A 22782-nucleotide genomic window follows, 5' to 3' on the forward strand; every position below is an offset into this window, starting at 1 on the left:
CCGTGAAGGTCCTCCTGCACGCGGACGCGGTGGGGGGCGTCCTCACCTACGCGCTGGAGCTCTCGGCGGCGCTGGCGGACCGCGGCGTCGCGGTGGTGCTCGCGACCGAGGGCGGCCCGGTGCCGGAGGGCGCGCGCCGGCGGCTCCGCGCCATCCCGGGGCTGGTGCACGAGGAGGCCGGGTTCCGGCTCGAGTGGATGGACGAGCCCTGGGACGACGTGGCCCGCGCCGGCGAGTGGCTGCTCGGGATCGAGCGCCGCGAGCGTCCGGACGTGGTGCACCTCGGCGCGTTCGCGCACGGGCGGCTGCCGTTCCGCGCGCCGCGCCTGGTGGTGGGCCACTCCTGCGTGGTCTCCTGGTACGAGGCGGTCCGGGGCGAGCCGCCGCCGCCGTGCTGGGATCGCTACCGCCGCGCCGTGCGCGAGGGCCTCGCCGCGGCCGAGGCGGTGGCCGCCCCCAGCGCCGCCATGGCGCGCGCGCTGGTGCGCCACCACGGCCCGCTCGCGCCGCCCGCCGTCGTCCCGAACGGCCGCGACCCGGCGCGCTTCCCGCCGGGCGAGAAGGCGCCGCTGGTGATGGGCGCGGGGCGGCTCTGGGACGAGGCGAAGGGCGCGGCGGCGCTGGCGCGGATCGCGCCCGGGCTCCCCTGGCCGGTGGCGATCGCCGGCGAGGCGCGGGCCCCCGGGGCGGAGGGGCCGCCGGTCGCGGGCGATCCGGCGCCGCGCGCGCTGCCGCCCGGGCCCGCCCACCTGCTGGGGCGGCTCGAGGAGGCGGACCTCGCCGCCTGGCTCGGGCGCGCGGCGGTGTTCGCGCACCCCGCCCGCTACGAGCCGTTCGGGCTGGCGGTGCTGGAGGCCGCGCTGGCCGGGTGCGCGCTGGTGCTCTCCGACCTCGAGAGCCTGCGCGAGACCTGGGACGGCTGCGCCGAGTGGGTCCCGCCCCGCGACGACGCGGCGCTCGCCGCGGCGCTGCGCAGGCTCTGCGGTGATCCGGGCCGGCGCGAGGCGCTGGCCGTCCGGGCCCGGACCCGCGCGCTCCGGCTCGGGCCCGGCCCGATGGCGGACGCGTACCTCGACCTCTACCGCGGGCTCGCCGCCCGCGCCGGAGCCCGGCCGTGAAGATCGCGCTCTTCGTCCACTCGCTCCGCTCCGACTGGAACCACGGCAACGCCCACTTCCTGCGCGGCGTCGCCTCGGAGCTCGTCCACCGCGGCCACGCCGTCACGGCCTGGGAGCCGCTCGGCGCCTGGAGCGCGGAGAACCTGGTGCGCGACCACGGGGCGGCCGCGCTCGACGCCTGGCGCGAGGCCTACCCGGAGATCGCGGTCCGCACCTACGTGGCCGGCGCGCTCGACGCGGCCGAGGCCCTCGACGGCGTGGACCTGGCGCTGGTGCACGAGTGGAACGACCCCGAGGTGGTGGCGCGCCTCGGGGCCGAGCGGGCGCGGCGTCCCTCGCTCCGGCTCCTGTTCCACGACACGCACCACCGCGCGGTGACCGCGCCCGGCGAGCTGGCCCGCTTCGACCTGGCCCGCTACGACGGCGTGCTCGCGTTCGGCGAGGTGCTGGCCGGGATCTGGCGCGCGCGCGGGTTCGAGGGGCGCGCCTTCACCTGGCACGAGGCGGCCGACGTCCGCCGCTTCCACCCGCGCCCCGCCGACCCGGAGGGCGACCTCGTGTTCGTGGGAAACTGGGGCGACGAGGAGCGCACCGCCGAGCTGGCGGAGTTCCTGCTCGGGCCGGTGCGCGCGCTCGGGATCTCCGCCACGGTGCACGGGGTGCGCTACCCGGAGGCCGGCCTGCGCGCGCTCGCCGCCGCCGGGATCGCCTACCGCGGCTACCTGCCCAACCACCGCGCCCCGGAGGTGCTCGCGCGCCACCGCGTCACCGTCCACGTGCCGCGGCGGCCGTACGCCGAGGCGCTGCCGGGCATCCCCACCATCCGGCCGTTCGAGGCGCTCGCCTGCGGCATCCCGCTGGTGAGCGCGCCGTGGCAGGACGCCGAGCGGCTGTTCCGCCCCGGGGTGGACTTCCTGGTCGCGCGCGACGGCGCCGAGATGGCGCGCCACCTGCGCGCGGTGCTCTCCGAGCCCGGGCTGGCGCGCGAGCTCGCCGCGAGCGGGCTCGAGACCATCCGCGCCCGCCACACCTGCGCGCACCGCGCCGACGCGCTGCTCGCCATCGCCGCGGGGCTGGGGTGAGCGCCGTCGCGCCGCCGCCGCCCGCGGGCGGGCACGAGGCCCGGGCGACGGCGCGCGCGCTGACCCTGCTCGCGGTGGCGGCGGGGTTCGGGTTCCTGTGGCTGGCGCGCGACCTGCTCGTGCCGACCGCGCTCGGCGCCACGCTCGCGCTCTCGGTCCACCCGGTGGTCGCGGCGCTGGAGCGGCGCGGGCTCTCGCGCACGCTCGCCGCGATCGCCGGGACGCTGCTCACGGTGGCGGTGCTCGCCGCCATCGGCTGGGTGCTCTGGGACCGCATCGCCGCTTTCGCCCAGGAGCTGCCCGGCTACGAGGGGCGGCTCCGCGAGGCCGCCGCCGGGATCCGGCGCCACGCGGCGCACCTGCAGGCGCAATCCGAGCAGCTGGTGCAGGCGCCCCGCCGCCCGGGCGAGGTGAAGGTGCAGGAGACGGTGCCCTGGGGCACGCTGCTCGTGGGGACGGCGCAGGGGGCGCTCACGCTCGCCGGCCAGGCCACGGTGGTGGTGTTCGTCCTCTACTTCACGCTGGCCGAGGGCCCGCGGTTCCGCGTGAAGCTGCTCGCGTGGGCCGACCGCCGGCCGCGCGGCCGCGCGCGCCTGCTCGCGGCGCTGGAGGAGCTGCACCGCGACGTGGAGCAGTACATGCTGAACCGCGTGGCGCTGAACGCGATCCTGGGCGTCGTGACCTGGGCCGTGTACGCGCTGTACGGCCTCGAGCACGCCGCCATCTGGGGGATCACCACGGCGCTGCTCCACTTCATCCCGTACGTCGGGCCGGCGCTGGGCCTGTTCCTGCCCACCGCCATGGCGCTCCTGCAGTACGGCACCGCGAAGGACGTGGCGCTGGTGGCGGCGATCTACCTCGTCCTCGTCAACGTGCAGGGCAACGTGGTGGACCCGCTGTTCCTCGGGAAGCAGCTCCGGCTCTCGCCGCTGGTGGTGTTCCTCGGCTCGCTGTTCTGGTTCTGGCTGTGGGGGCCGGTGGGCCTGTTCCTGGCGGTCCCGCTGCTCTCGACCGTTCGGATCGTGTGCCGCCACCTGCCACGCTACCGGGTGGTCGCGAGCCTCCTCGCCGAGTGAGCGATCGGCCGCCCGGCCGTCGCCGGAGGCCCACGAGCGCCCCCCGGCGGGAAGACCCCCGGCCGGTGATGGGTTCCGGGAGGCGTGACCACGACCGCCGCCGCAGCCCCCGCCGCCTCGCCCGCGCGCGCCGCCGGTCGCGCCGGGCGCCGCCGCCGCGGGCTCCTGCGCGCGGCCGAGTTCCTGGTGCCGTTCCGCCTGCCCATCGCCGGCATCCTGCTCGTCGCGCTGACGCTCGCCGGCGTGAACGCGGCCGAGCCGCTGGCGCTGAAGCGCATCTTCGACGCGCTGGCGCTGGGGCAGGGCGGCCGCCCGCTGGCCGAGGGCGTCATCTCGCTCGTCGTGCTGGGCCTGCTCCGCGAGGCGTTCACCGCAACCTCGAACTGGCTCACCTGGCGGACGCGCATCGGGATCCAGTACCGGCTCACCGAGGCGACGGTCGGCCGGCTGCACCGGCTGCCGCTCACCTTCCACCGCGCCGAGGGCGTCGGCGCGCTCATGACCCGGCTGGATCGCTCGATCCAGGGCCTGGTGGGCGCGCTCTCCGACATCGCGTTCAACGTGGTGCCCGCCGCCGCGTACCTCCTCATCTCGGTGGCGGTGATGCTCCGCCTCGAGTGGCGGCTGGCGCTGCTGGTGCTCGCGTTCGCCCCGCTCCCGGCGCTGATCGCGCGGCTGGCCGCGCCCATGCAGACGCGGCGCGAGCGCGGCCTGCTCGAGCGCTGGGTGCACATCTACTCCCGGTTCAACGAGGTGCTCTCCGGCATCGTCACCGTGAAGAGCTTCACCATGGAGGAGGCGGAGAAGCGCCGCTTCCTCGACGAGGTGAACTCGGCCAACGAGGTGGTGATCCGCGGCGTCGGCGTGGACGCGGGGGTGGGCGCGGCCCAGAACCTGGTGCAGATCGGGGCGCGGGTCGCGGCCCTGGCGCTGGGCGGCGCGCTGGTGCTGCGGGGCCACATGACCGCGGGCACGCTGGTGGCGTTCCTCGGCTACGTGGGCGGCCTGTTCGGCCCGGTGCTGGGGCTCGCCGGCGTCTACAAGACGCTGCGCACGGCCCAGGTCTCGGTCGAGGAGGTCTACGGCATCCTCGACGCGCAGGACCTGCTCGGCGACGCGCCGGACGCGCGCGAGGTGGTGCGCCTGCGCGGCGACGTGCGCTGGGACAACGTGCGCTTCGCCTACCCGGGCGGCGGCCCGCCGCTCCTCGACGGCGTGGACCTGCACGTCCGCGAGGGCGAGCGCGTCGCCATCGTCGGCCCCTCGGGCTCGGGCAAGTCCACCCTGGTCTCGCTGGTGCAGCGCTTCTACGATCCGACCGAGGGCGTGGTGCGGGTGGACGGCATCGACGTCCGCAAGCTGAAGCAGGTCGCGCTCCGGCGCCAGATCGGCGTGGTGTTCCAGGACTCGCTGCTGTTCAACGAGTCGGTCCTCGCCAACATCGCCTACGGCCGCCCCGGCGCCACCCGCGCCGAGATCGAGGCGGCGGCGCGCGCCGCGAACGCGCACGACTTCATCGTGCGCCTGCCGGAGGGCTACGACACCGTCGTCGGCGAGCGCGGCAGCCGGCTCTCGGTGGGCGAGCGCCAGCGGATCTCCATCGCGCGCACGCTGCTCAAGTCCCCGGCCATCCTGATCCTGGACGAGCCCACCTCGGCGCTCGACGCCGAGTCGGAGGCGCTGGTCTCGGAGGCGCTGGCGCGCGTGTCGCGGCGGCGCACCACGCTCATCATCGCGCACCGGCTCTCCACCGTGGTGGACGCGGACCGGATCGTGGTGCTGCGCGAGGGGCGCATCGTCGAGCAGGGGCGCCACGCGGAGCTCGTCGCCCGCGGCGGCCACTACGCCAGCCTGGTGGAGAAGCAGACCCGCGGGATGTTCCCGCTGGCGGCGTGAGGGGGCGGAGGCGCCCGAGCGCGGCGCAGCCGCGCCCGCGGGGACCTCGTGCGCGCCCGCGAACGCGGGCGCACGAGGTCGCGGGACCCGCGGAGCAGGGTGGCGGCCCCGCGGGCTCGGCTCCTCCGCCGCGCCGCCTAGAACGCCACCGGCTTGCCCGGCTCGAGCACCCGCACCTCGGCCTTGCCCTTCAGCGCGGCGCGCAGCTCCTCCGGCGTGCCCGCGATGGCCGGGAACGTGCCGAAGTGCATGGGCACCACCGTGCGCGGGCGCACGTAGCCCACGGCGATGGCGGCGGCCTTCGGGTCCATGGTGAAGTGGCCGCCGATGCAGGTCAGCATCACGTCCACGCGGCCGAAGCGCTCCGGGAGCTGCTTCATGTCCTGCGTCAGGTCGGTGTCCCCGGTGTGGTAGAGCGTCGGGCCGCCCTTCACCTGGATCACGAAGCCCATGGGGTTGCCGCCGGGGTGCGCGGCGCCCTTGTCGTCCGCGAACCCGGAGCTGTGGACCGCGGCGACCATGGTGACGGCGGCGTCGCCGGCCTGGATCGTCCCGCCCATGTTGCCGAGCGTGTCCATCCCGGCCTGGTCCTTCGGGTAGCCGGCCGCGACCAGCGAGCTCCCGAGATCGAAGTTGGTGATGAGCTTCGCCCCGGTGCGCTTCGCGAGCGCGACGGCGTCGCCCACGTGGTCGAAGTGGCCGTGGCTGACGAGGATGTAGTCCACCTTCGGCAGCTTCTCGGCGAGGCCGGGCTCGGGCGCCTTCGGGTTCGACAGCCACGGGTCGATGGCGAGCACGGTGCCGCCGGGCGTGGTCACCAGGAACGCGGCGTGGCCGTACCAGGTGACCTCGGTCTTGCCGCGCGCGGCCTTCGGCTGGGCGGAGGCGGCGAGGGGCGCGGCGGCGAGCGCGGCGACGGCGAGCGCGGCCAGGCGCGCGCGAGGGCTTGAGGCGGACGGCATCCGAGGTCTCCTTTCGACGCGCCCGGGGCGGGCGCGGACGAAGCGGTCTTCTAGCGCCCCGGCGGGCAGCGGGGCGGGCTCGTTCGGGGATGTAGGCGTCACGATGCGTGAATGTCACCGGGCGGCGCCGCAGCGAGCGAGCGCGAGCGCGGCCACCCGCCCACGGGCCGCACGCCGGCCGGCACGCGGGGTGGGCCCCCGAGCCGGCGCACCTGTCGCGCTTACCGGATCGCGCGCGGACGTGGCGCGACGAAGTTACAGGCACGCCCGGGGATCCCCTCGCCGGCGGCGCCGCTGGCGCGCGATCGGCGGCGATCCGGGGGCGGGCACGGAGGTTGCTGGGGCGGGACCGGGCCTACGACGTTTCCCACCCTGGAGGAGAGATGAACCGACCGAGCACCGCGAGCAGCACCCTCGACCAGTACCTCCGCGAGATCAACCGGGTCGCGCTCCTCACCGTCGAGGAGGAGCGGCGGCTCGCCCGCCAGTTCCGCGACGAGGGGAACACGCGCGCCGGCCACCGGCTGGTCGAGGCGAACCTCCGCTTCGTGGTGAAGGTCGCGTTCGAGTACCGCTCCTACGGGCTGCGCATGGCCGACCTCATCCAGGAAGGGAACATCGGCCTGATGAAGGCGGTGCAGAAGTTCGATCCGGACAAGGAGATCCGGCTCATCTCCTACGCGGTGTGGTGGATCCGGGCCTACATCCAGAACCACATCCTCAAGTCGTGGTCGCTCGTGAAGATCGGCACGACGCAGGCCCAGCGTAAGCTCTTCTTCTCGCTGGCCCGCACCCGGCACGAGATCGAGCGGCTCACCCCCGGCGCCGGCCTCGCCGAGGAGGGCATCGACGTCGCGCTCGTCGCCAAGAAGCTCCGCGTGCGGCCGAGCGACGTGGTCGAGATGACCCAGCGCATGGAGGGGCGCGACCTGTCGCTCGACGCCCCGGTGGCCGACGGGACCAGCACGCACCTCGAGTTCACGCCGGCCGACGGCGAGCCGCAGGACGAGGAGCTGGCCCGCGCCGAGGAGGACGCGCTGCTCGCCCGCCGGGTGTCCGAGGCGATGGGGCGGCTCGACCCGCGCGAGCGCCACATCGTCGAGGCGCGGATCATGGGCGAGGGCAAGGAGACGCTCCGCGACCTCGGCCACCACTTCGGCTTCTCGCGCGAGCGCGCCCGCCAGCTCGAGATCCGCGCGCTCGAGAAGCTGCGCCGGGACCTCGAGCCCGTGGCCGACGAGATCGGCTGGCCGGTGAACGGCGCCGAGGCGAGCCCGGCCGACTGAGCGCCGCGTCCCGCGCTGCATCCGCCCGCCCTCGCAGCCTCGGGGCGAGCGGATGCCGCGCAGGGGACGCCGCTAGCCCCGCTTCACCGCGAACGGCGAGAACGCCTGCCGCTCGGGCATGAGCTCGAGCGCGTTCACGTTCACGTGTGGCGGGCGGGTCACGCACCACAGGATCGCGTCCGCCACGTCCTCGGGGCCGAGCGGCTGCATCCCGTGGTAGACCTGCTTCGCCTTGCCGGCGTCGCCCGAGAAGCGCACCAGCGAGAACTCGGTCTCGACCATGCCCGGCTCGATCGAGGTCGCGCGCACGCCGGTGCCGATCAGGTCGGCCTTCAGGTTGAGCGTGAACTGGCGCACGAACGCCTTGGTGGCGCCGTAGACGTTGCCGCCCGGGTACGGGTACGTGCCGGCCACCGAGGCGACGTTCACGACGTGGCCGCGTCCGCGCTCGACCATGCCCGGCAGCAGCGCCCGCGTGACCACCACCAGGCCGGTGCAGTTGGTGTCGATCATGGTCTGCCACTCGTCCACCGAGGCGCGCTGCGCCGGCTCGATCCCCAGCGCGAGCCCGGCGTTGTTCACCAGCACCTCCACCTCGCCCCAGCCCGCGGGCAGGGTGGCCAGGCTCGCCTCCACCGCGGCGCGATCGCGCACGTCGAGCAGCAGCGGGTGGACGCGCCCGGCGTGGCGGGAGGCGAGCGCGTCGAGGCGGTCGGCGCGGCGGGCGGCGGCGACGACGCGCGCGCCGGCGCCGACGAGCGCGTCCACGCAGGCGGCGCCGATGCCGGAGGTCGCGCCGGTGACGAGGGCGAGGCGGTCGGTCAGGTCGTAGGGCATGGCGCGGATTCTAACCGCGCGCCGCGCCGGCCGCGCCCGTCGATTCGCCCGGCGCGGCGAGCGGCAGCGCGACGGTGAAGGACGCGCCGCCCCCGGGCCGCTCCCCGGCCTGGATCTCCCCGCCGTGCTGCAGGACGATCTTCTTCACGATGGCGAGGCCGAGGCCGGTCCCGGTGCCCTTCGTGGTGAAGTAGGGGTCGAAGATCCGCTCGCGCAGGTCGCGCTCGATCCCCGGCCCCTCGTCCGCGACCGTCAGCACCGCCCGGTCGCGGGTGCGGGCCACCCCGAGGTGGATGCGGGCGCGCCCGGGCCGCGCCGCCTCGATCGCGTTCGCGCACAGGTTCGCGAGCACGCGGCGCATGAGCGCGCGGTCGAGCCCCACCGGGCAGCTGGGGCTGGCGCGGACCACGTCCACGTCCGCCGCCTCGGCGATCTGCGGGCTGGTGCGCACGAACTCCTCCACGAACTCGCCCAGGTCGGACGGCTCGGGCCGCACCTGCGGCAGCTTGGCGAAGCCGGAGAACTCCTCCACCAGGCGCTGCAGCGTGCCGATCTCCTCGCGCACGATCTCGCCGGCGTCCGCGAGCAGCCTCCCGAAGGCCGGGTCGCCGCCGGGCGTCGCCTTCCAGCGCGCCTCGAGCTGCTGGAAGGCGAGCTGCATGGGGGTGAGCGGGTTCTTGATCTCGTGGGCGAGCCGGCGCGCCACCTCCTGCCACCCGGAGATCTTCTCCAGGTACACGATGCGGTCGCGGCTCTCGCGCACCTCGCGCACCATCGCGTTGAACGCGCGCGCCAGCCCGGCCACCTCGTCGGCGTGGCGGCCCGGGTCCACCTGCACCGCGAGGTCGCCGGCCGCGAGCCGCCGGACCGCGCGCACCAGGTCGGACACGCGCCGGGTGGTCCGCCGCGCCAGCCAGAAGCCCACCCCGGCCGCCACCACCGCCCAGGCCACCAGCAGCAGCCCGAACGCGCGCACGTAGCTGCGCCGGATCTCCGCCTGGAGCCGCTCCACGTTCTGCACCAGCTCCGCCAGCTCGCGGGACTCCGCCACCTCGGCGAAGTAGCGGGCCTCGATGGCGAACACGCACTCGAGCTGGCCGCCGCCGGGCAGGCCCACCCGCGCCGGCGCCTCGCGCCACTCGCCCTCCGGGTTCGGCGCCTGCGTCTCGGCCTCGCTCACCACCTGGCCGTCGGGGCCGGTCCAGACCACCCGCCGCAGCCGCGGGGTCCGCTCCAGGGCGCTCGCCAGGTAGGCGGAGCCGGCGGCGGGATCGCGCGGGAGCCCGCGGGCGAGCGCGCGCGCCTGCTCGGCATAGAGCGCCTTGCGCGCCTGGAACAGGTCGCCGTAGAGCGACGGGATCGACTCCAGCCGGTCCACCACCCGCGGGTCGAGCCCGAGCGTCAGGTTCTCCTCGGCGAGCCTCCCGGCGAGCAGGATGGCCCCGAGCGGCGGGAGGCTGGCCGCGATCACCAGCGCGAGCGTGATGCGCGCCTCGAAGCGCGACATGCGCAGGTGGCCGAGCAGCCGGCGGAGCCGGCCCGGCGCGGCGGTGCCCACGGGGGCGGCGGCGCGGCGGGCGGCGCTCATCGGACGCTCACCTGGGCGAGGCTGAACGGGGCCGAGCGGAGCAGGTGCACGTCGGTGCCGGGGTCCGGATCGCGGAGCAGGAAGCTCGCCACCGCCCCGAGGACGCTGCGCGAGCCGCCGCCCCCGCCGCCGCCCGCGCGGGCGCCGGCGGTGGGGTTCGCGATGTACTCGCGCGTCCGCTGGAGCTGCTCCTTCGACACCGGGTTCACCTCCACGCGCGCCTCCACCACCAGCCGCCCCGGCGGCAGCGCCCCGACGGCGCCGAGGTCCACCTCCCGCGCGTCGGACAGCAGGCGCCGCAGCGCCGCGTAGTCGGACAGCACGCGCCGCGCGCCCGCGGGCGTGCGCCAGTCCTTCACCGTCACCGCGTAGGTCTCGTCCCAGACGTCGAACAGGATCTCGATCACCTCGCCGTAGAGCGCCGCCGGCGGGCCGCCCTCCTCGCGCGACACCGTGACGTAGATGGCGACGAGGTTGGTGAGCCCGTTGCCGAGCTGCTTCTCCAGCGCGGCGGGGAACACGGAGGACAGGTCCAGGGTGGCCTGGAGGTGCCCGCCGCGGACCCACAGGTGCGCCGGCAGCGGCGCGGGCGCGGCGCGGGCCGGGGCCGCCGCCGCGAGCGCGGCGAGCGCCAGGCCGGCGAGCGCGGCGCGGCGCGCCCCGCGGCGGGGCTCCGTGCGGGCGGGCGGCGCGATCACAGGAAGTTGTCCAGCGCGTAGCCCAGCGAGGCGTTGAAGGTGCCCACCGGCGTGTCGAGGCGGAGCGCCAGGTCCGCCGAGAAGGGCAGGTCGGACACCGCGGTGCGGCCGCCGCCGGGGCGCGCCGCCGACCACACCCCGCGCGCGCCGATCGCGAGGTAGCCGCGGTGGAAGAAGCCGCCCCGCGACCAGAGCGGCACGGCGTACTCGAGGCCGGCCATGCCCAGGACCGCGTCGTAGCGCGAGTCAGTGGAGAAGTTCAGCTCGAGCGCGCGCCCGAGCGCCGGCCCGACCGTGAAGTACGACCAGTCCGCCGCGTAGAAGCGCTCGAAGAACGGCGCCGAGCCCTGCGCCGCGCCGGCCGCGAGCTGGAGCCGGAGCCTGCGCCCGAGGAGCGCGTACGCGGTCTCGAGCTGCAGCAGGTAGCGGCTGTACTCGTAGTCGCCGCCGAGGAGCGCGGAGCCGAACGTGACCTGCGCCACCCCGCGGAAGCCGTCGGTGGGGAAGAAGAAGTCGTCGCGGGTGTCGATCTCGTAGGTGCCGGTGAGCGCGGAGAGGTCGGACCAGCCGACCAGGATGGCGGGGCCGGGCCCGCGCGCCGCCGCCAGCGCGGGCGAGTCGTCGATGGCGGCCGCGTGCAGGCGCTCGTAGCGGTAGGTCGCGAGGAGCCGCTCGAACGGGCCCGGTCGCATCCCGAGCGTCACCTCGCCGGCCGCGCGCTGGTAGCGGATGCGCGGGGCGCGCCCGTAGTCGGAGCGGTACGCCTCGCAGTCGGGGTCGTCGCAGGTCAGCTCCTCGCCGCGCAGGAACTGGCCGGAGACGCCGAACACGAGCGGCGGCAGTCGCCGCGGCGTGAGGTCGGGCGCGAAGAAGCCGCCGCGCAGCGCGAAGCGGGACGGGTCGTCGGACCGGCCGGACGGGGACCCGCCGTACACGAACGCGCCGGAGAGCCCCATGCCGCGGCCGAGGAAGTTCTGCTGCGACAGCCCGAGGCCGCCGTAGAACGGCTGCGGGCCGGTCGAGCCGAACACGAGATCGCTCACGATGAGCGTGTTGCGCTCGGTGACCTCGATGACGAGCACCACCAGGCCGCGCTCCGAGCCGCGCTCGACGCGGGTCTCCACCCGCGAGAACCAGCCGAGCTGCAGGAGGCGCAGGCGGGACAGGAGCACCCGCTCGGTGTCGAGCACGTCCCCGGGCGCCACGAGCAGGTGGCGCCGCACCTCGGCCTCCCGCGTGTGCGTGAGGCCGCGCAGCTCGATGCGCTCCAGGTGATAGCGGCGGCCGAGCGGGCCGGCCTCGGGGCCGCCGGCCGGCGCGGGGGCGGGGGCGGGCACGGCCGGGGCGGGCGCCGGCGCGGCGCCGGGTGCGGCGGCCAGCAGCGCGAGCGCGCAGAGGGTGGGGAGCGCGGGCATCGGGCGGCGAGTCTACCGAAAGACGCGCGGCCGCGGTCCGCATTCACCGCGCCGGCGTCGCGGCCCGGGCGGGCGGCGTCAGCGCCGCTCCTGCTCGCGCCGGAACGCCACGTACCCTTCCACCGCGGCCGCGTCGAGCGGGTCGGCGACGAGCGCCGCCTCCCAGGCGGTCCGGGCGGCCTCGACGTTCCCCAGCTTCCGCGCCACCTGCGCGCAGGCGAGCTGGCGGCGGGCCTCCGCGGCGCGGGCGGGCTCGGCCTCGTGCAGCTCGCGCCGCCGCGCGTCCCGGAGCGCGTCCGGGACGCCGGCCGCCAGGCACCGCCGCACGCCGCGCCAGTTGCCGGCGCGGGCGTCGTGCGCGAGGCGCGGGGCGGGCGTGCCGAGCGCGCCCTGGGCCAGGTCGAGCCGCGCGAGCAGCGCGCCGGTGCGGGGGGCGTGATCGGGCGCGAGCGGCCGCGCCCGGAGCGCCTCCAGCTCCTCCCGGAGCGCGCGCGCCGCGCGGCGGACCTCGGGGAAGTCGGCGTCGGGCGGCATGCCGAGCAGGGCGTACGGCCCCTCCGCGGCGCGCCGCTCCAGCACCTCCAGGCGCGCGCTCGCGCCCCCCGGGCTGGGCGGCGGCGAGGTCGGGGCCGGCTCGCGGCGGAGCGCGTCCGCGAGCCCCGCCACCGCCGCGCGCGCGGCGGGCGCGAGGTCCACGAGCTGCAGCGCGAAGCCGGGCGCCATGCGGAACGCGGCCGCCTCGGCGCGGGTGACGTGGCGCACCACCTCCGCCGCGAGCACGAGCGGCGCCCGCAGCGACGCGTGGGCCAGCTCGACCTTGACGCGCGCGAACAGCGGCGGCAGGTCGTCGTCCGCGCGCAGGTACAGGCCGGCCCGGGTGAGCTCGACGATGGGCAGCCGCCGCGGCACCGGCCCGGCGCGCAGCAGCGCGGTCAGCTCGGGCTCGGGGCGGGCGGCGGCGGCCGCGCGCGCGCGCTCCGCCTCGGCGGCCCGGCGGTCGCCGGCCGCAGGGGTCGGGGCCGCCGGTCGGACCAGCCGGGCCGCGGCCGGGCGCAGCGCCTCGGCCAGGGCACCCATGTCCTGGAAGCGGTCGGCCGGCGCCTTGGCGAGCGCGCGCAGCACGGCGGCCTCCAGCTCCGGCTCGAGGTCGGCGAACGCGGACGGCGGCGGCGGCGGCTCGCGCAGGTGCGCGAGGAGCAGCTTCTGGACCGGCCCGGAGTCGAACGGGCGGCGTCCGGCGAGCAGCTCGTACGCCATCACCCCGAGCGCGTACACGTCGGTGCGGGCGTCCACCGGCCCGCCCTCGCACTGCTCGGGGGCCATGTACTCGGGGGTGCCGATGATCGCGCTCGAGCCGCCGGTGGCGTGCCCGGTGGCGCTGCGCAGCTTCGCGATCCCGAAGTCCACCAGCTTCACGAAGTCCGGGCGCCCGCGGCGCGGCACGAGGAACACGTTCTCGGGCTTGAGGTCGCGGTGGACCACCCCGCGCTCGTGCGCGCACTGCAGCGCGTCGCAGAGCTGGAGCAGCACCTGCAGCGCCACGGAGCGCGGCAGCGGGCCGCGGGCGAGCCGCTCGGCCAGCGTCTCGCCCTCGAGCAGCTCCATCACGTAGTAGCGCCGGCCGGACGGCAGCGAGGCGAGGTCGTACACCCCGACGATGTTCTCGTGGCCGATGAGGTTCACCGCCCGCGCCTCGTCGTAGAAGCGCTGGACGAGCTCCGCGTCGGCGGCCATCGACTCGTTCAGGAACTTGATGGCCACCCGGCTGCCGATGACCGGGTGCTCGGCCAGGTACACCGTGCCCATGCCGCCGCGCCCCAGCATGCGCACGATGCGGAAGCTGCCGACCTGCGCGCCCACCAGCGGGTCCGCGCCGGCGTCCGGCGGCGGCGCGGCGGCGCACCCGCCGAACACCAGCGTGCGGGCGGCGGCGTCGGCGGGGGTGCAGGGGTAGGACGGCGCGTGCGGTGCTCCGCAGCGCAGGCAGGCGGTCGCGCCCGCGGACTCGTGGACCTTTCCCGGTTCCTGCAATGAGCCCCCGCGGTTTGCACGTTCAGCCTAGCAGACGGCGGCGGCGGGCCGTGCCCCGCGCAGGGGGGACAGATCCGCGCGCGCGCCGTCGCGGACCCCGGAAACCGCTTGCCCCACCGTGCGAACATTGATTGAACGAACCCGAGCCATGCCCGACCTCAGGAAGATGACCGTGGAGAGCCTCCGCGCGCTCGCGCGCAAGGTCCTCGGGCCGGGTCACTCCCGGCTGAAGACCAAGGCGGAGCTGGTCAGCGCGCTCGAGGAGGCCGGGGCGGGCGAGCCCGCCAGGGCGGCGCCCTCGGGCACGTCCGCGGCGAAGGCGGCCCCCAGGGCGAAGCCGGCAGCCAAGGCGAAGCCGGGACCGAGCGTGAAGCCGGCGAGGCCGGGGCCGGGCGCGCGCGTCCGCGCCGCGGCGGGACGGGCCGTGAAGGCCACCGGCGAGGCGGTGCGCGCGGTGAAGCAGGCGGCGGGCGAGGTGGCCCGCCGGGGCGCGAAGAAGCCGGCGCGGGAGGCCGCCGCCGAGGTGGCGGAGGCGGGCGTGCCGGCGCCCTCGAAGGCGGCGAAGCCGGGCCGGCCCGGCGCGGCCGCCCGCGCGGCGCGCGCCGGCGCCGGGGCAGCGATCGGGGCGGTGGTCGGCGCGAAGGCGGGCGCCGCCCCCGCCCGGGCGCGCAAGGCGGGCAAGGCGGCGACCGCGGCGGCGGCCGTGGCGGGCGCGGCGGTGGGCGCGGCGGTCGGCGCCGCGGCCGGGGCGCGCGCCGGGCGGCGAAAGGCCGCGGCGCGCAGGCCGCGCGGGGCGGTGCCGGACGCGGAGGGCTTCTTCGTGGCGCGCGTGCGCGGCGAGGACGCCGTGCGCGAGGCGCCGCACCCGCTGGTCGAGCCGGAGCCGGAGGACGAGGAGGTCGCCGGCGAGGAGGCGGAGGGCACGCCGTCCGGCGCGCCCGCGTACGACGAGGGGCTGGGGGACCTGCCCTGGGGCTACGGCGACGACGCGTTCGTCGCGCTCCCCCGCGACCCGCGCACGCTCTTCCTCTACTGGGACTGGTCCGGCGCCACGCTGGACGCCGCGTTCCAGGGGCTCGAGCACGGGCGCTCGCAGCTCTGGGTCTTCGCGCGGAGCGGCGCCGGGTGGGAGCGGGTGCGGGTGATCGACTTCGCGCTCGAGTCCCGCGGCTACTACGTGCACGACCTCGAGCCGGGGCGGGCCTACCGCGCCGAGATCCACGTGGTCGACCGGCGGGGCGCCGAGCGCCTGGTCGCCCGCCCGTCGAACCCGGTCGGCCTGCCGCCGTCGGGCCCGTCGGGCGTGGTGGACGACCGGTTCGTGCGCATCCCGTGGGACATGCCGCTCGGCCGGCTGCTCGGGCCGGGCCACGCGGGCGGCCCGTTCTCCGACGAGGTGCGCGCGCTGCTGGCGCGCCTGTCCGACTGGTCGCGGTTCGGCAGCGCGCCGGTGTGGGGCGGGAGCGCGGGCGGGATGGGGGGGCGGCCGTCGTCCCCGACCGCGGCGCCGTCGTCGCCGGGGCGGCCCGTCGACCCGAGGGAGAAGTAGATGACCGACGTGCGCGGCTACGTGGCGCTCCAGCTCCACGCGCACCTGCCGTTCGTCCGGCACCCCGAGTACGACGAGTTCCTGGAGGAGGACTGGCTCTACGAGGCCATCTCCGAGACGTACCTCCCGCTGCTCCAGGCGTTCGACCGGCTCACCGACGAGGGCGTTCCGTTCCGCGTCTCGATGACGATGACGCCGCCGCTCGTCGCCATGCTCCGCGACGAGCTGCTCATGTCGCGGTACGCGCGGCGCCTCGACAAGCTCTGCGAGCTCGCGGACAAGGAGGTCCACCGCACCCGCAAGGACGCGACCTTCCACGGCCTGGCGCTGCACTACCAGCAGGAGTTCCGGGGGCTGCGGGCGCTGTTCGGCGACCGGTACCGCCGCGACCTGGTGGGCGCCTTCAAGCGCCTGGAGGACGCGGGCCGGCTCGAGATCGTCACCTGCGGCGCGACGCACGGGTTCCTGCCGCTCATGCAGGAGTATCCCGAGGCCGTGCGCGCGCAGATCGCGGTCGCGGTCGCGCACCACCGCCGCCACTTCGGCCGGGATCCGGCCGGCATCTGGCTGCCGGAGTGCGGCTACTTCCCCGGCCTCGACGCGTACCTGGCCGAGCAGAACATCCGCTACTTCTTCGTGGACACCCACGGCATCACCGACGCCACCCCGCGCCCGCGCTACGGCGTCTACGCGCCCATCTACACGCCCACCGGCCCGGCCGCGTTCGGGCGCGACGCCGAGTCGTCGATGCAGGTGTGGAGCGCGGAGTCGGGCTACCCGGGCGACGCCGACTACCGCGAGTTCTACCGGGACGTGGGCTGGGACCTCGACCTCGACTACGTCCGGCCGTACATCCAGCCCACCGGGCAGCGGAAGAACGTCGGCATCAAGTACTACCGGATCACCGGCCGGACCGCGCACAAGGAGCCCTACGACCCGGGCCGCGCGCGCGAGCGGGCCGCGCAGCACGCCGGCAACTTCATGTTCAACCGCGAGCGGCAGATCGAGCACCTCGCCTCGCGGATGGGCGGCGTGCGCCCCATCGTCGTCTCGCCCTACGACGCCGAGCTGTACGGTCACTGGTGGTACGAGGGGCCGATGTTCATCGACTACCTCGTCCGCAAGACCGCCTACGACCAGCGCGCCTTCCGGCTGGCCACGCCCGGCGACTACCTGCGCGAGAACCCCGAGCAGCAGCTCGCCACGCCGCCGCTCTGCTCCTGGGGCGCGGGCGGCTACGCCGGCGTGTGGCTGGACGGCTCGAACGATTGGATCTACCGCCACCTCCACAAGGCGGCCGAGCGGATGATCGCGCTGGCGCGCGACTACAAGCAGCCCACCGACCTGGAGCGCCGCGCGCTCTCGCAGGCCGCGCGCGAGCTCCTGCTGGCGCAGTCGTCCGACTGGGCCTTCATCATGAAGACCGGCACCATGGTGGACTACGCCATCCGGCGCACGAAGGAGCACGTGCTCCGCTTCACGCGGCTCCACGACCAGCTCCGCGCCGGCCGGATCGACGAGGGGTGGCTCGCCCACGTCGAGCAGAAGGACAACATCTTCCCCGAGATCGACTACACGGTGTACGCGCCGCGCTGACCGCTGCGCGGCGCCCGGGCCCCCTCGGCGCCTACCGCCGCCGCGGGCGGCGCCTTGCCGCGGCGCCCCGCCCCCCGGCGACGTGCGACGCTTCGCGCCAGCGGACGCGCAGGGCCGTCCGCCGCAGGGGGGGAAGACCATGGGCTCGCGCCATCCGTTCACGCGGTGCGCCGCCGCCGCGGCGTTGCTGATCCTCGCCGGCTGCTCGTCGGGCGGGAGCGATCCGGCGCCGGTCACCGGCTTCACGCAGGCAGACCTCGCCGGCGACTGGGACATCCTCCAGCTCTCCACCAACGACGCGGCGGGCTGGGCGGACGTGGTGGTCCGCATCGCCGCCTCGGGCCAGGTGACGGTGCTCTCGTTCCTCGACGACGCGGGCGACACCGGCCTGCCGCCGACCGGGTTCGACCTGAAGGCGCTCATCGCCGAGGACGGCACCGTGCGCCTCGCCGGCGCGGACGGCGACCCGACGTTCCACGGCACCATGACCGCGGCCCGCACGCTGGTGTTCGGCACCGGCCAGGAGGGCGCGCCGGTCGTGCGGCGGAACCTGTACGCGTGGCGCAAGCGCGTGCCCGGGCTGACCTACTCGGCCGCCGACCTCGCCGGCCGCAGCTTCGCCTTCCACGGCCTCTACGCCGGCGCCGGCGTCCGCTGGACCCATGGCGCCGCGAGCACCGACGCGGCCGGCGTGCTCACCGTGGGCGAGTTCCACGCCTCGGACGGCGTCGTGATGGACCCGGGCGCGGCGGGCACGCTCTCGGTGGACGCGGCGGGGGTGGTGCGGCTCGACGACGGCGCCGCGATGCGCGGCGTGATGGCGCCGGAGAAGAACGCGGTGTTCCTGGTGCACCTCTCCGGCGACCCCGCCGCGCGCGAGCCGGGCTTCCTGGTGCTCCAGCGCACCGGCCGGAGCTTCGCGCAGGCCGACCTGGCCGGCGACTGGGCGCTGCACCTCGTCTACAGCGGCGCGAGCGTGCTCTCGTCGGGCTGGAACCACGGCGCGGACTCGATCGACGCGAGCGGCACCCTCACGTTCAGCGCGTTCGAGAACAGCGCCGGCTCGACGGCGCTGCCGGCCTCCCGCCGGATCGCGCTGTCCTCCGGCGGGCGGCTGACGACCGACGCGGACCCGACCTACCTCGGCCAGCTGTCCTGGGACGGGGACTTCTACGTCCGCATCTCGGGCGGCGCGACGAACCCGTCGCTCGGCATCAATGCGCGGTGACGGCGGGGCCGTCGGTCGCGTGACGACGGGGGCCGTCGACGCGAGGTGACGCCGCGGCAGGGCGCCTCCCTCGGCGGGCCCTCCGGGACGCTCGGCGCCCTCGCGGCGGCGCGGATCCCGCGTTGACGCCCCGCGCCGACCCGACTAGCCTCCCCCCGCACGCATCTTCCCGGAGATTCCTCCGAGGATCCGAGAGATTCCGCACCCGATGGCCGACGAACTTGGAACGACCGAGCGCGAGATCATCGCGCAGCGTCTGAAGAAGGCCGAGGCGCTCCGCGCCCTCGGCGTGAACCCCTTCGGAAACGGCTGGCAGCCCCGCCACCTCGCCGACGAGCTGCTGCGCCACTACGGCGACCAGCCCGCCGAGGAGATCGCGAAGGACCCCGGCGACTGGTCGCTCGCCGGTCGCGTCCTGGCGGTCCGCTCCTTCGGCAAGGCCGCGTTCCTGCGCGTCCGCGACCGCTCCGCCGAGCTCCAGGTGTGGGTGAAGAAGGATCGCGTGGGCGAGCAGGCGTTCGAGGTCTTCAAGCTGCTCGACATCGGCGACATCGTGGGCGCCGAGGGGCCGGCGACCCGCACCAAGACCGGCGAGCTGACGCTGGAGGCGCGGACGTTCACCATCCTCACCAAGGCGACGCGCCCGCTGCCGGAGAAGTGGCACGGCCTCACCGACGTGGAGCAGCGCTACCGCCAGCGCTACGTGGACCTGGTGGTGACGCCCGGCGTGCGCGAGGCGTTCGTGAAGCGCGCCCGCATCGTCTCCGGGATCCGCCGCTTCCTGGACGCGCGCGGCTACCTCGAGGTGGAGACGCCCACGCTGCACAAGCCGGAGGAGGCCGGCGGCGCGGCGGCGCGGCCGTTCGAGACGCACCACAACGCGCTCGATCTCGACCTGAAGCTCCGCATCGCCACCGAGCTGCACCTGAAGCGCCTCGTCGTCGGCGGCCTGGATCGCGTGTACGAGATCGGCCGGATCTGGCGCAACGAGGGGATCGACCGGCGCCACAACCCGGAGTTCACCTCGATCGAGTTCTACCAGGCGTACGCCACCCACGAGGACCTGATGCGCCTCACCGAGGAGCTGATGCACCGGCTCGCGGTGGAGGTGACCGGCGGGCCGGTGGTGACGTTCCAGGGCCAGGCCATCGACCTGACCCCGCCGTTCCCGCGCGTCTCCATGCTGGAGGTGGGCGCGCGGGCGCTGGGGCTGTCGCCGGACGACGCGCTGGCCGGCCGCGGCCTCGCCGAGGCGCTCTCGCGCGCGGCGGCGCGGGAGAACGACTCCGAGGACGCCTGGAAGCTGGAGCAGGCCGCGAAGAAGACGCCGGGCGAGGCGGTGGCGCTCGCGTTCGAGATCTTCGGCGAGCCGCAGCTCCCGAAGGATCGGCCCGCGTTCGTGGTGGACTTCCCGCTCGAGACGAGCCCGCTCTCCCGCCGGCGCGACGCCGACCCGCGGCTGGTGGACCGCTTCGAGCTGTTCGCCGCGGGCATGGAGCTCGCGAACGCGTTCTCCGAGCTGAACGACCCGGCCGACCAGCGCGCGCGGTTCGAGGCGCAGATGCGCGCCAAGGCCGCCGGCGACGAGGAGGCCATGCCCTACGACGAGGACTTCGTCCGCGCGCTGGAGCACGGCATGCCGCCCACCGCCGGCGAGGGGATCGGCATCGATCGCCTGGCCATGCTCTTCACCGACTCGGCCTCCATCCGCGACGTGATCCTGTTCCCGCTGCTGAAGTCCCGCGACTGACCTTGTCCGATCCCGTCCCGCACCGGCCCGGCTCCGAGCCCGGCCCCCGCCCGGCGGCCGCGCCCGCGCCCGGCGCCGCCTCCCGCGACGGCGCCGCCCACCCGGTGCCGCCGGTCTTCTCCTTCGCCGCGTTCGCGCTGGTGCTGGCGGGCGTGTTCGGCGCCGCCGCGCTGGCGCCGGTGGCGCACGCCTTCTTCGGCGACCGGCTGGGCCTCCCCACGCCGCTCGCCAGCGGGCTGGCCGCGCTCGCCGGCGCCGCGCTCGGCGGCGCGTTCGGCGCCGCGGCCGCGCGGGTGCGCCGGCGCCTCGCGTTCTACGAGCTCTCCGCCGCCACGCTGCTGTGGACCGCGGTGGTCGCGGTGCTGGTGGGCGTGCTGCCGCCGGGCGTCCGCGGCGCGGTGGGCGCGATCCAGGCGCTCGAGGCGCAGGGCACGCTGGTGGTGGTGCTCGGGCTGCTCGGGGCCGGCCTGCTCTCGGCGGTGGCGGTGTTCGCGGGGGCGAGCCTCGCGTACCTGCTGGCCGGCGCCGGCCGCGTGGACGCCTCGCTGTCCTACGAGCTGTTCGTGGCGCGCAGCCACCTGAAGCTCTCGCCGAAGGCGCTCGCGGCGCTGTTCGCGGTGGTGGTGACCGGGCTGCTCCCGGGCCTGCTCCTCGCGTTGGCCTGGTCGCTCGTCCGCGACGCCCGGGAGCGGCGCGCCTACCGCCGCGGCGAGCTGTTCCACCGCCCGCGCATGCCGGCCACGCTGCTCATGACGCTCATCTCGATCGGCGGCGTCGCCATCGGGGTGTGGGCGCTCACCGTGGTGCTCTCGGTGATGAGCGGCTTCGAGGCCGACCTGAAGAAGAAGATCCTGGGCCACACCGCGCACGGCATGGTGCTGAGCTACGGGCAGGACGACTTCGGCGACTGGCGCCGCATCCGCGAGACGGTGCTGGGGGTGCGCGGCGTCGAGGCGGCCACGCCGTTCCTCTACAACGAGGTGATGCTCTCCACCGGCCAGAACCTGACCGGCGCGATCCTGAAGGGCATCGACGTGAAGACCATCGGGTCGGTCACCGACCTGCCCGCGAGCGTGCAGGACGGCCGCCTGGAGTGGCTGGAGGCGCCGGCGGAGATCCCGCTGCCCCGCGACGGCGGGAGCGGCGACGGCGGCGGCGCCGCGCCGGAGCGGCCGCGCCCCGGCCGCCCGCTGCCCGGCATCGTGATCGGGCGCGAGCTGGCGCACGCGCTCCGGGTCTTCGTGGGCGACCAGGTGAACCTGGTCTCCCCGTTCGGCGACCTCGGCCCCGGCGGGCCGCAGCCGAAGAGCCGGCCGTTCCGCGTGGCGGCGGTGTTCTACAGCGGCATGTACGAGTACGACTCGAAGTTCGCGTACATCTCGCTGGCCGACGCGCAGCGGTTCTTCGGCGTGGAGACGGTCACCGGGCTCGAGGTGAAGGTGCGCGACGCCGACGCCGCGCGCTCGGTCATGGGCCGGGTGGTGTTCGCGCTGGGCGGCTGGCCCTACCGCGCCAAGGACTGGGGCGAGCTGAACCGCAGCCTCTTCTCCGCGCTGCAGATGGAGAAGGTGGTGATGGCGGTGATCCTCGGCTTCATCGTGCTGGTGGCGAGCTTCATCATCGTCGCCACCCTCATCATGCAGGTGCTGGAGAAGCGGCGGGAGATCGCGGTGCTGAAGTCGATGGGCGCCGGGGTGCCCAGCGTCATGAAGATCTTCGTGGTGGAGGGCGTGGTGATCGGGGCGGTGGGCACGCTCTTCGGCCTGCTGCTCGGGCTCGGCACCTGCCTCCTCATCGACAAGGTCGGCATCCCGCTCGACCCGGGCGTCTACTACATCTCCAACCTGCCGGTGCTGCTCGACGGCGCGCAGTTCACGCTGGTCGGCCTGGCCGCGCTCGCGCTCTCGTACCTCGCCACCATCTACCCCGCCACCAAGGCGGCCCGCCTCCACCCGGTGGACGGGCTGCGGGACGAGTGATGCAGCCCGCGCCGCTCATCCGCATCGAGGGCCTGGGGAAGACCTACCTCATGGGCGAGAAGCGCCTGGAGGTGCTCCGCGGGATCGACCTGGAGATCGCCGCCGGCGAGCTGGTGGCGCTCACCGGCCCGTCCGGCGCCGGCAAGAGCACCTTCCTGCACCTGCTGGGCGCGCTCGACGTGCCCACCCGCGGGCGGGTCCTGTTCGAGGGCGAGGACGTGTTCGGGCGCGGCGAGGACGGCCTGGCCGCGTTCCGGAACCAGACCATCGGGTTCGTGTTCCAGAGCCACCACCTGCTGCCCGAGTTCACCGCGCTGGAGAACGCCATGATGCCGGCGCTCATCCGCCGCGTGGCCCGCGGCGACGCCCGCCGCCGCGCCGCCGAGATGCTGGAGACGGTGGGCCTGGGCGAGCGGATGGAGCACCGGCCCGGCGAGCTGTCCGGCGGGGAGCAGCAGCGCGTCGCGCTGGCCCGCGCGCTGTGCCTCCAGCCGAAGCTCCTGCTCGCGGACGAGCCGACCGGCAACCTCGACCCCCAGACCGCCGAGGGAATCCACGCCTTGCTCGCAGACCTGAACGTCCGGATGGGAATCACCGCGGTGGTGGTGACGCACAACGAGCGGCTCGCCGCGGCGCTGCCGCGCCGGCTCCGCCTGGTCCAGGGACGGCTCGCTTGACGCGCCCCGCGACC

17 protein-coding genes are annotated in these 22782 nt (G+C 75.8%); 11 read left to right on the forward strand and 6 right to left on the reverse strand.

Annotation, left to right across the window (positions count from 1 at the left end):
• Nucleotides 1-2: 2 nt before the first annotated feature.
• From ANAEK_RS05595 to ANAEK_RS05610, 4 genes are all read left to right on the forward strand, one after another.
• Nucleotides 3-1118, forward strand: a complete 1116-nt coding sequence (locus ANAEK_RS05595) for a glycosyltransferase family 4 protein (protein WP_012525182.1) — start codon at nt 3-5, stop codon at nt 1116-1118.
• A complete protein-coding gene (locus ANAEK_RS05600) occupies nt 1115-2200 on the forward strand; it encodes a glycosyltransferase (RefSeq protein WP_012525183.1) in 1086 nt (361 codons plus the stop codon). The genes ANAEK_RS05595 and ANAEK_RS05600 overlap by 4 nt, the downstream gene beginning before the upstream one ends.
• Complete coding sequence (locus ANAEK_RS05605) at nt 2197-3276, forward strand: AI-2E family transporter (protein WP_012525184.1); 1080 nt, start codon at nt 2197-2199, stop codon at nt 3274-3276. The genes ANAEK_RS05600 and ANAEK_RS05605 overlap by 4 nt, the downstream gene beginning before the upstream one ends.
• Before the next feature lie 84 nt (nt 3277-3360).
• Nucleotides 3361-5172 (forward strand): ABC transporter ATP-binding protein, encoded by a 1812-nt coding sequence (locus tag ANAEK_RS05610; RefSeq protein ID WP_012525185.1) that lies wholly within the window; start codon nt 3361-3363, stop codon nt 5170-5172.
• 137 nt (nt 5173-5309) lie between these two features.
• Here the strand turns inward: ANAEK_RS05610 and ANAEK_RS05615 are convergent, their stop codons facing one another.
• Nucleotides 5310-6134: a metal-dependent hydrolase gene (locus ANAEK_RS05615; protein WP_012525186.1), complete on the reverse strand. Its 825-nt coding sequence runs from the start codon at nt 6132-6134 to the stop codon at nt 5310-5312.
• 383 nt (nt 6135-6517) lie between these two features.
• On the opposite strand from ANAEK_RS05615, the gene ANAEK_RS05620 reads away from it, so the two are divergent.
• Complete coding sequence (locus tag ANAEK_RS05620; protein WP_012525187.1) at nt 6518-7420, forward strand: RNA polymerase factor sigma-32; 903 nt, start codon at nt 6518-6520, stop codon at nt 7418-7420.
• A 72-nt stretch (nt 7421-7492) separates the two neighbouring features.
• Here the strand turns inward: ANAEK_RS05620 and ANAEK_RS05625 are convergent, their stop codons facing one another.
• The 5 genes from ANAEK_RS05625 to ANAEK_RS05645 form a co-directional block, all read right to left on the reverse strand.
• The gene (locus ANAEK_RS05625) at nt 7493-8257 is read right to left on the reverse strand and encodes an SDR family NAD(P)-dependent oxidoreductase (RefSeq protein ID WP_012525188.1); all 765 of its coding nucleotides are present in this window, start codon (nt 8255-8257) and stop codon (nt 7493-7495) included.
• A gap of 10 nt (nt 8258-8267) precedes the next feature.
• Nucleotides 8268-9845, reverse strand: coding sequence for a HAMP domain-containing sensor histidine kinase (locus ANAEK_RS05630; protein WP_012525189.1), 1578 nt, complete (start codon nt 9843-9845; stop codon nt 8268-8270).
• On the reverse strand, nt 9842-10543 hold the full coding sequence (locus ANAEK_RS05635) for a hypothetical protein (protein WP_012525190.1): 702 nt from the start codon (nt 10541-10543) through the stop codon (nt 9842-9844). Before ANAEK_RS05635 ends, ANAEK_RS05630 begins: the two co-directional genes overlap by 4 nt.
• Entirely contained in the window at nt 10540-11958 is a 1419-nt protein-coding gene (locus ANAEK_RS05640) for a BamA/TamA family outer membrane protein (RefSeq protein WP_012525191.1), read from the reverse strand. The genes ANAEK_RS05635 and ANAEK_RS05640 overlap by 4 nt, the downstream gene beginning before the upstream one ends.
• A 78-nt stretch (nt 11959-12036) precedes the next feature.
• Complete coding sequence (locus tag ANAEK_RS05645; RefSeq protein WP_012525192.1) at nt 12037-13989, reverse strand: serine/threonine-protein kinase; 1953 nt, start codon at nt 13987-13989, stop codon at nt 12037-12039.
• 148 nt (nt 13990-14137) lie between these two features.
• Here ANAEK_RS05645 and ANAEK_RS05650 point away from each other — a divergent pair, with 148 nt between their 5' ends.
• The 6 genes from ANAEK_RS05650 to ANAEK_RS05675 all read left to right on the forward strand — a co-directional run bounded on the left by ANAEK_RS05650 (nt 14138) and on the right by ANAEK_RS05675 (nt 22768).
• Nucleotides 14138-15538 carry a DUF4912 domain-containing protein gene (locus ANAEK_RS05650; RefSeq protein ID WP_012525193.1) on the forward strand — a complete coding sequence of 467 codons (1401 nt, stop codon included), beginning with the start codon at nt 14138-14140 and terminating at the stop codon, nt 15536-15538.
• Nucleotides 15539-17134: a glycoside hydrolase family 57 protein gene (locus ANAEK_RS05655; protein ID WP_012525194.1), complete on the forward strand. Its 1596-nt coding sequence runs from the start codon at nt 15539-15541 to the stop codon at nt 17132-17134.
• 139 nt (nt 17135-17273) lie between these two features.
• Nucleotides 17274-18362, forward strand: coding sequence for a hypothetical protein (locus tag ANAEK_RS05660; RefSeq protein WP_012525195.1), 1089 nt, complete (start codon nt 17274-17276; stop codon nt 18360-18362).
• Nucleotides 18363-18570: 208 nt separating this feature from the next.
• On the forward strand, nt 18571-20112 hold the full coding sequence (gene lysS, locus ANAEK_RS05665) for a lysine--tRNA ligase (protein ID WP_012525196.1): 1542 nt from the start codon (nt 18571-18573) through the stop codon (nt 20110-20112).
• A gap of 2 nt (nt 20113-20114) precedes the next feature.
• Nucleotides 20115-22091, forward strand: coding sequence for an ABC transporter permease (locus tag ANAEK_RS05670; RefSeq protein WP_012525197.1), 1977 nt, complete (start codon nt 20115-20117; stop codon nt 22089-22091).
• Nucleotides 22091-22768 (forward strand): ABC transporter ATP-binding protein, encoded by a 678-nt coding sequence (locus ANAEK_RS05675; RefSeq protein WP_012525198.1) that lies wholly within the window; start codon nt 22091-22093, stop codon nt 22766-22768. The genes ANAEK_RS05670 and ANAEK_RS05675 overlap by 1 nt, the downstream gene beginning before the upstream one ends.
• The last annotated feature ends 14 nt before the right edge of the window (nt 22769-22782 follow it).

The organism is Anaeromyxobacter sp. K (assembly GCF_000020805.1).
Classification (GTDB): domain Bacteria; phylum Myxococcota; class Myxococcia; order Myxococcales; family Anaeromyxobacteraceae; genus Anaeromyxobacter; species Anaeromyxobacter dehalogenans.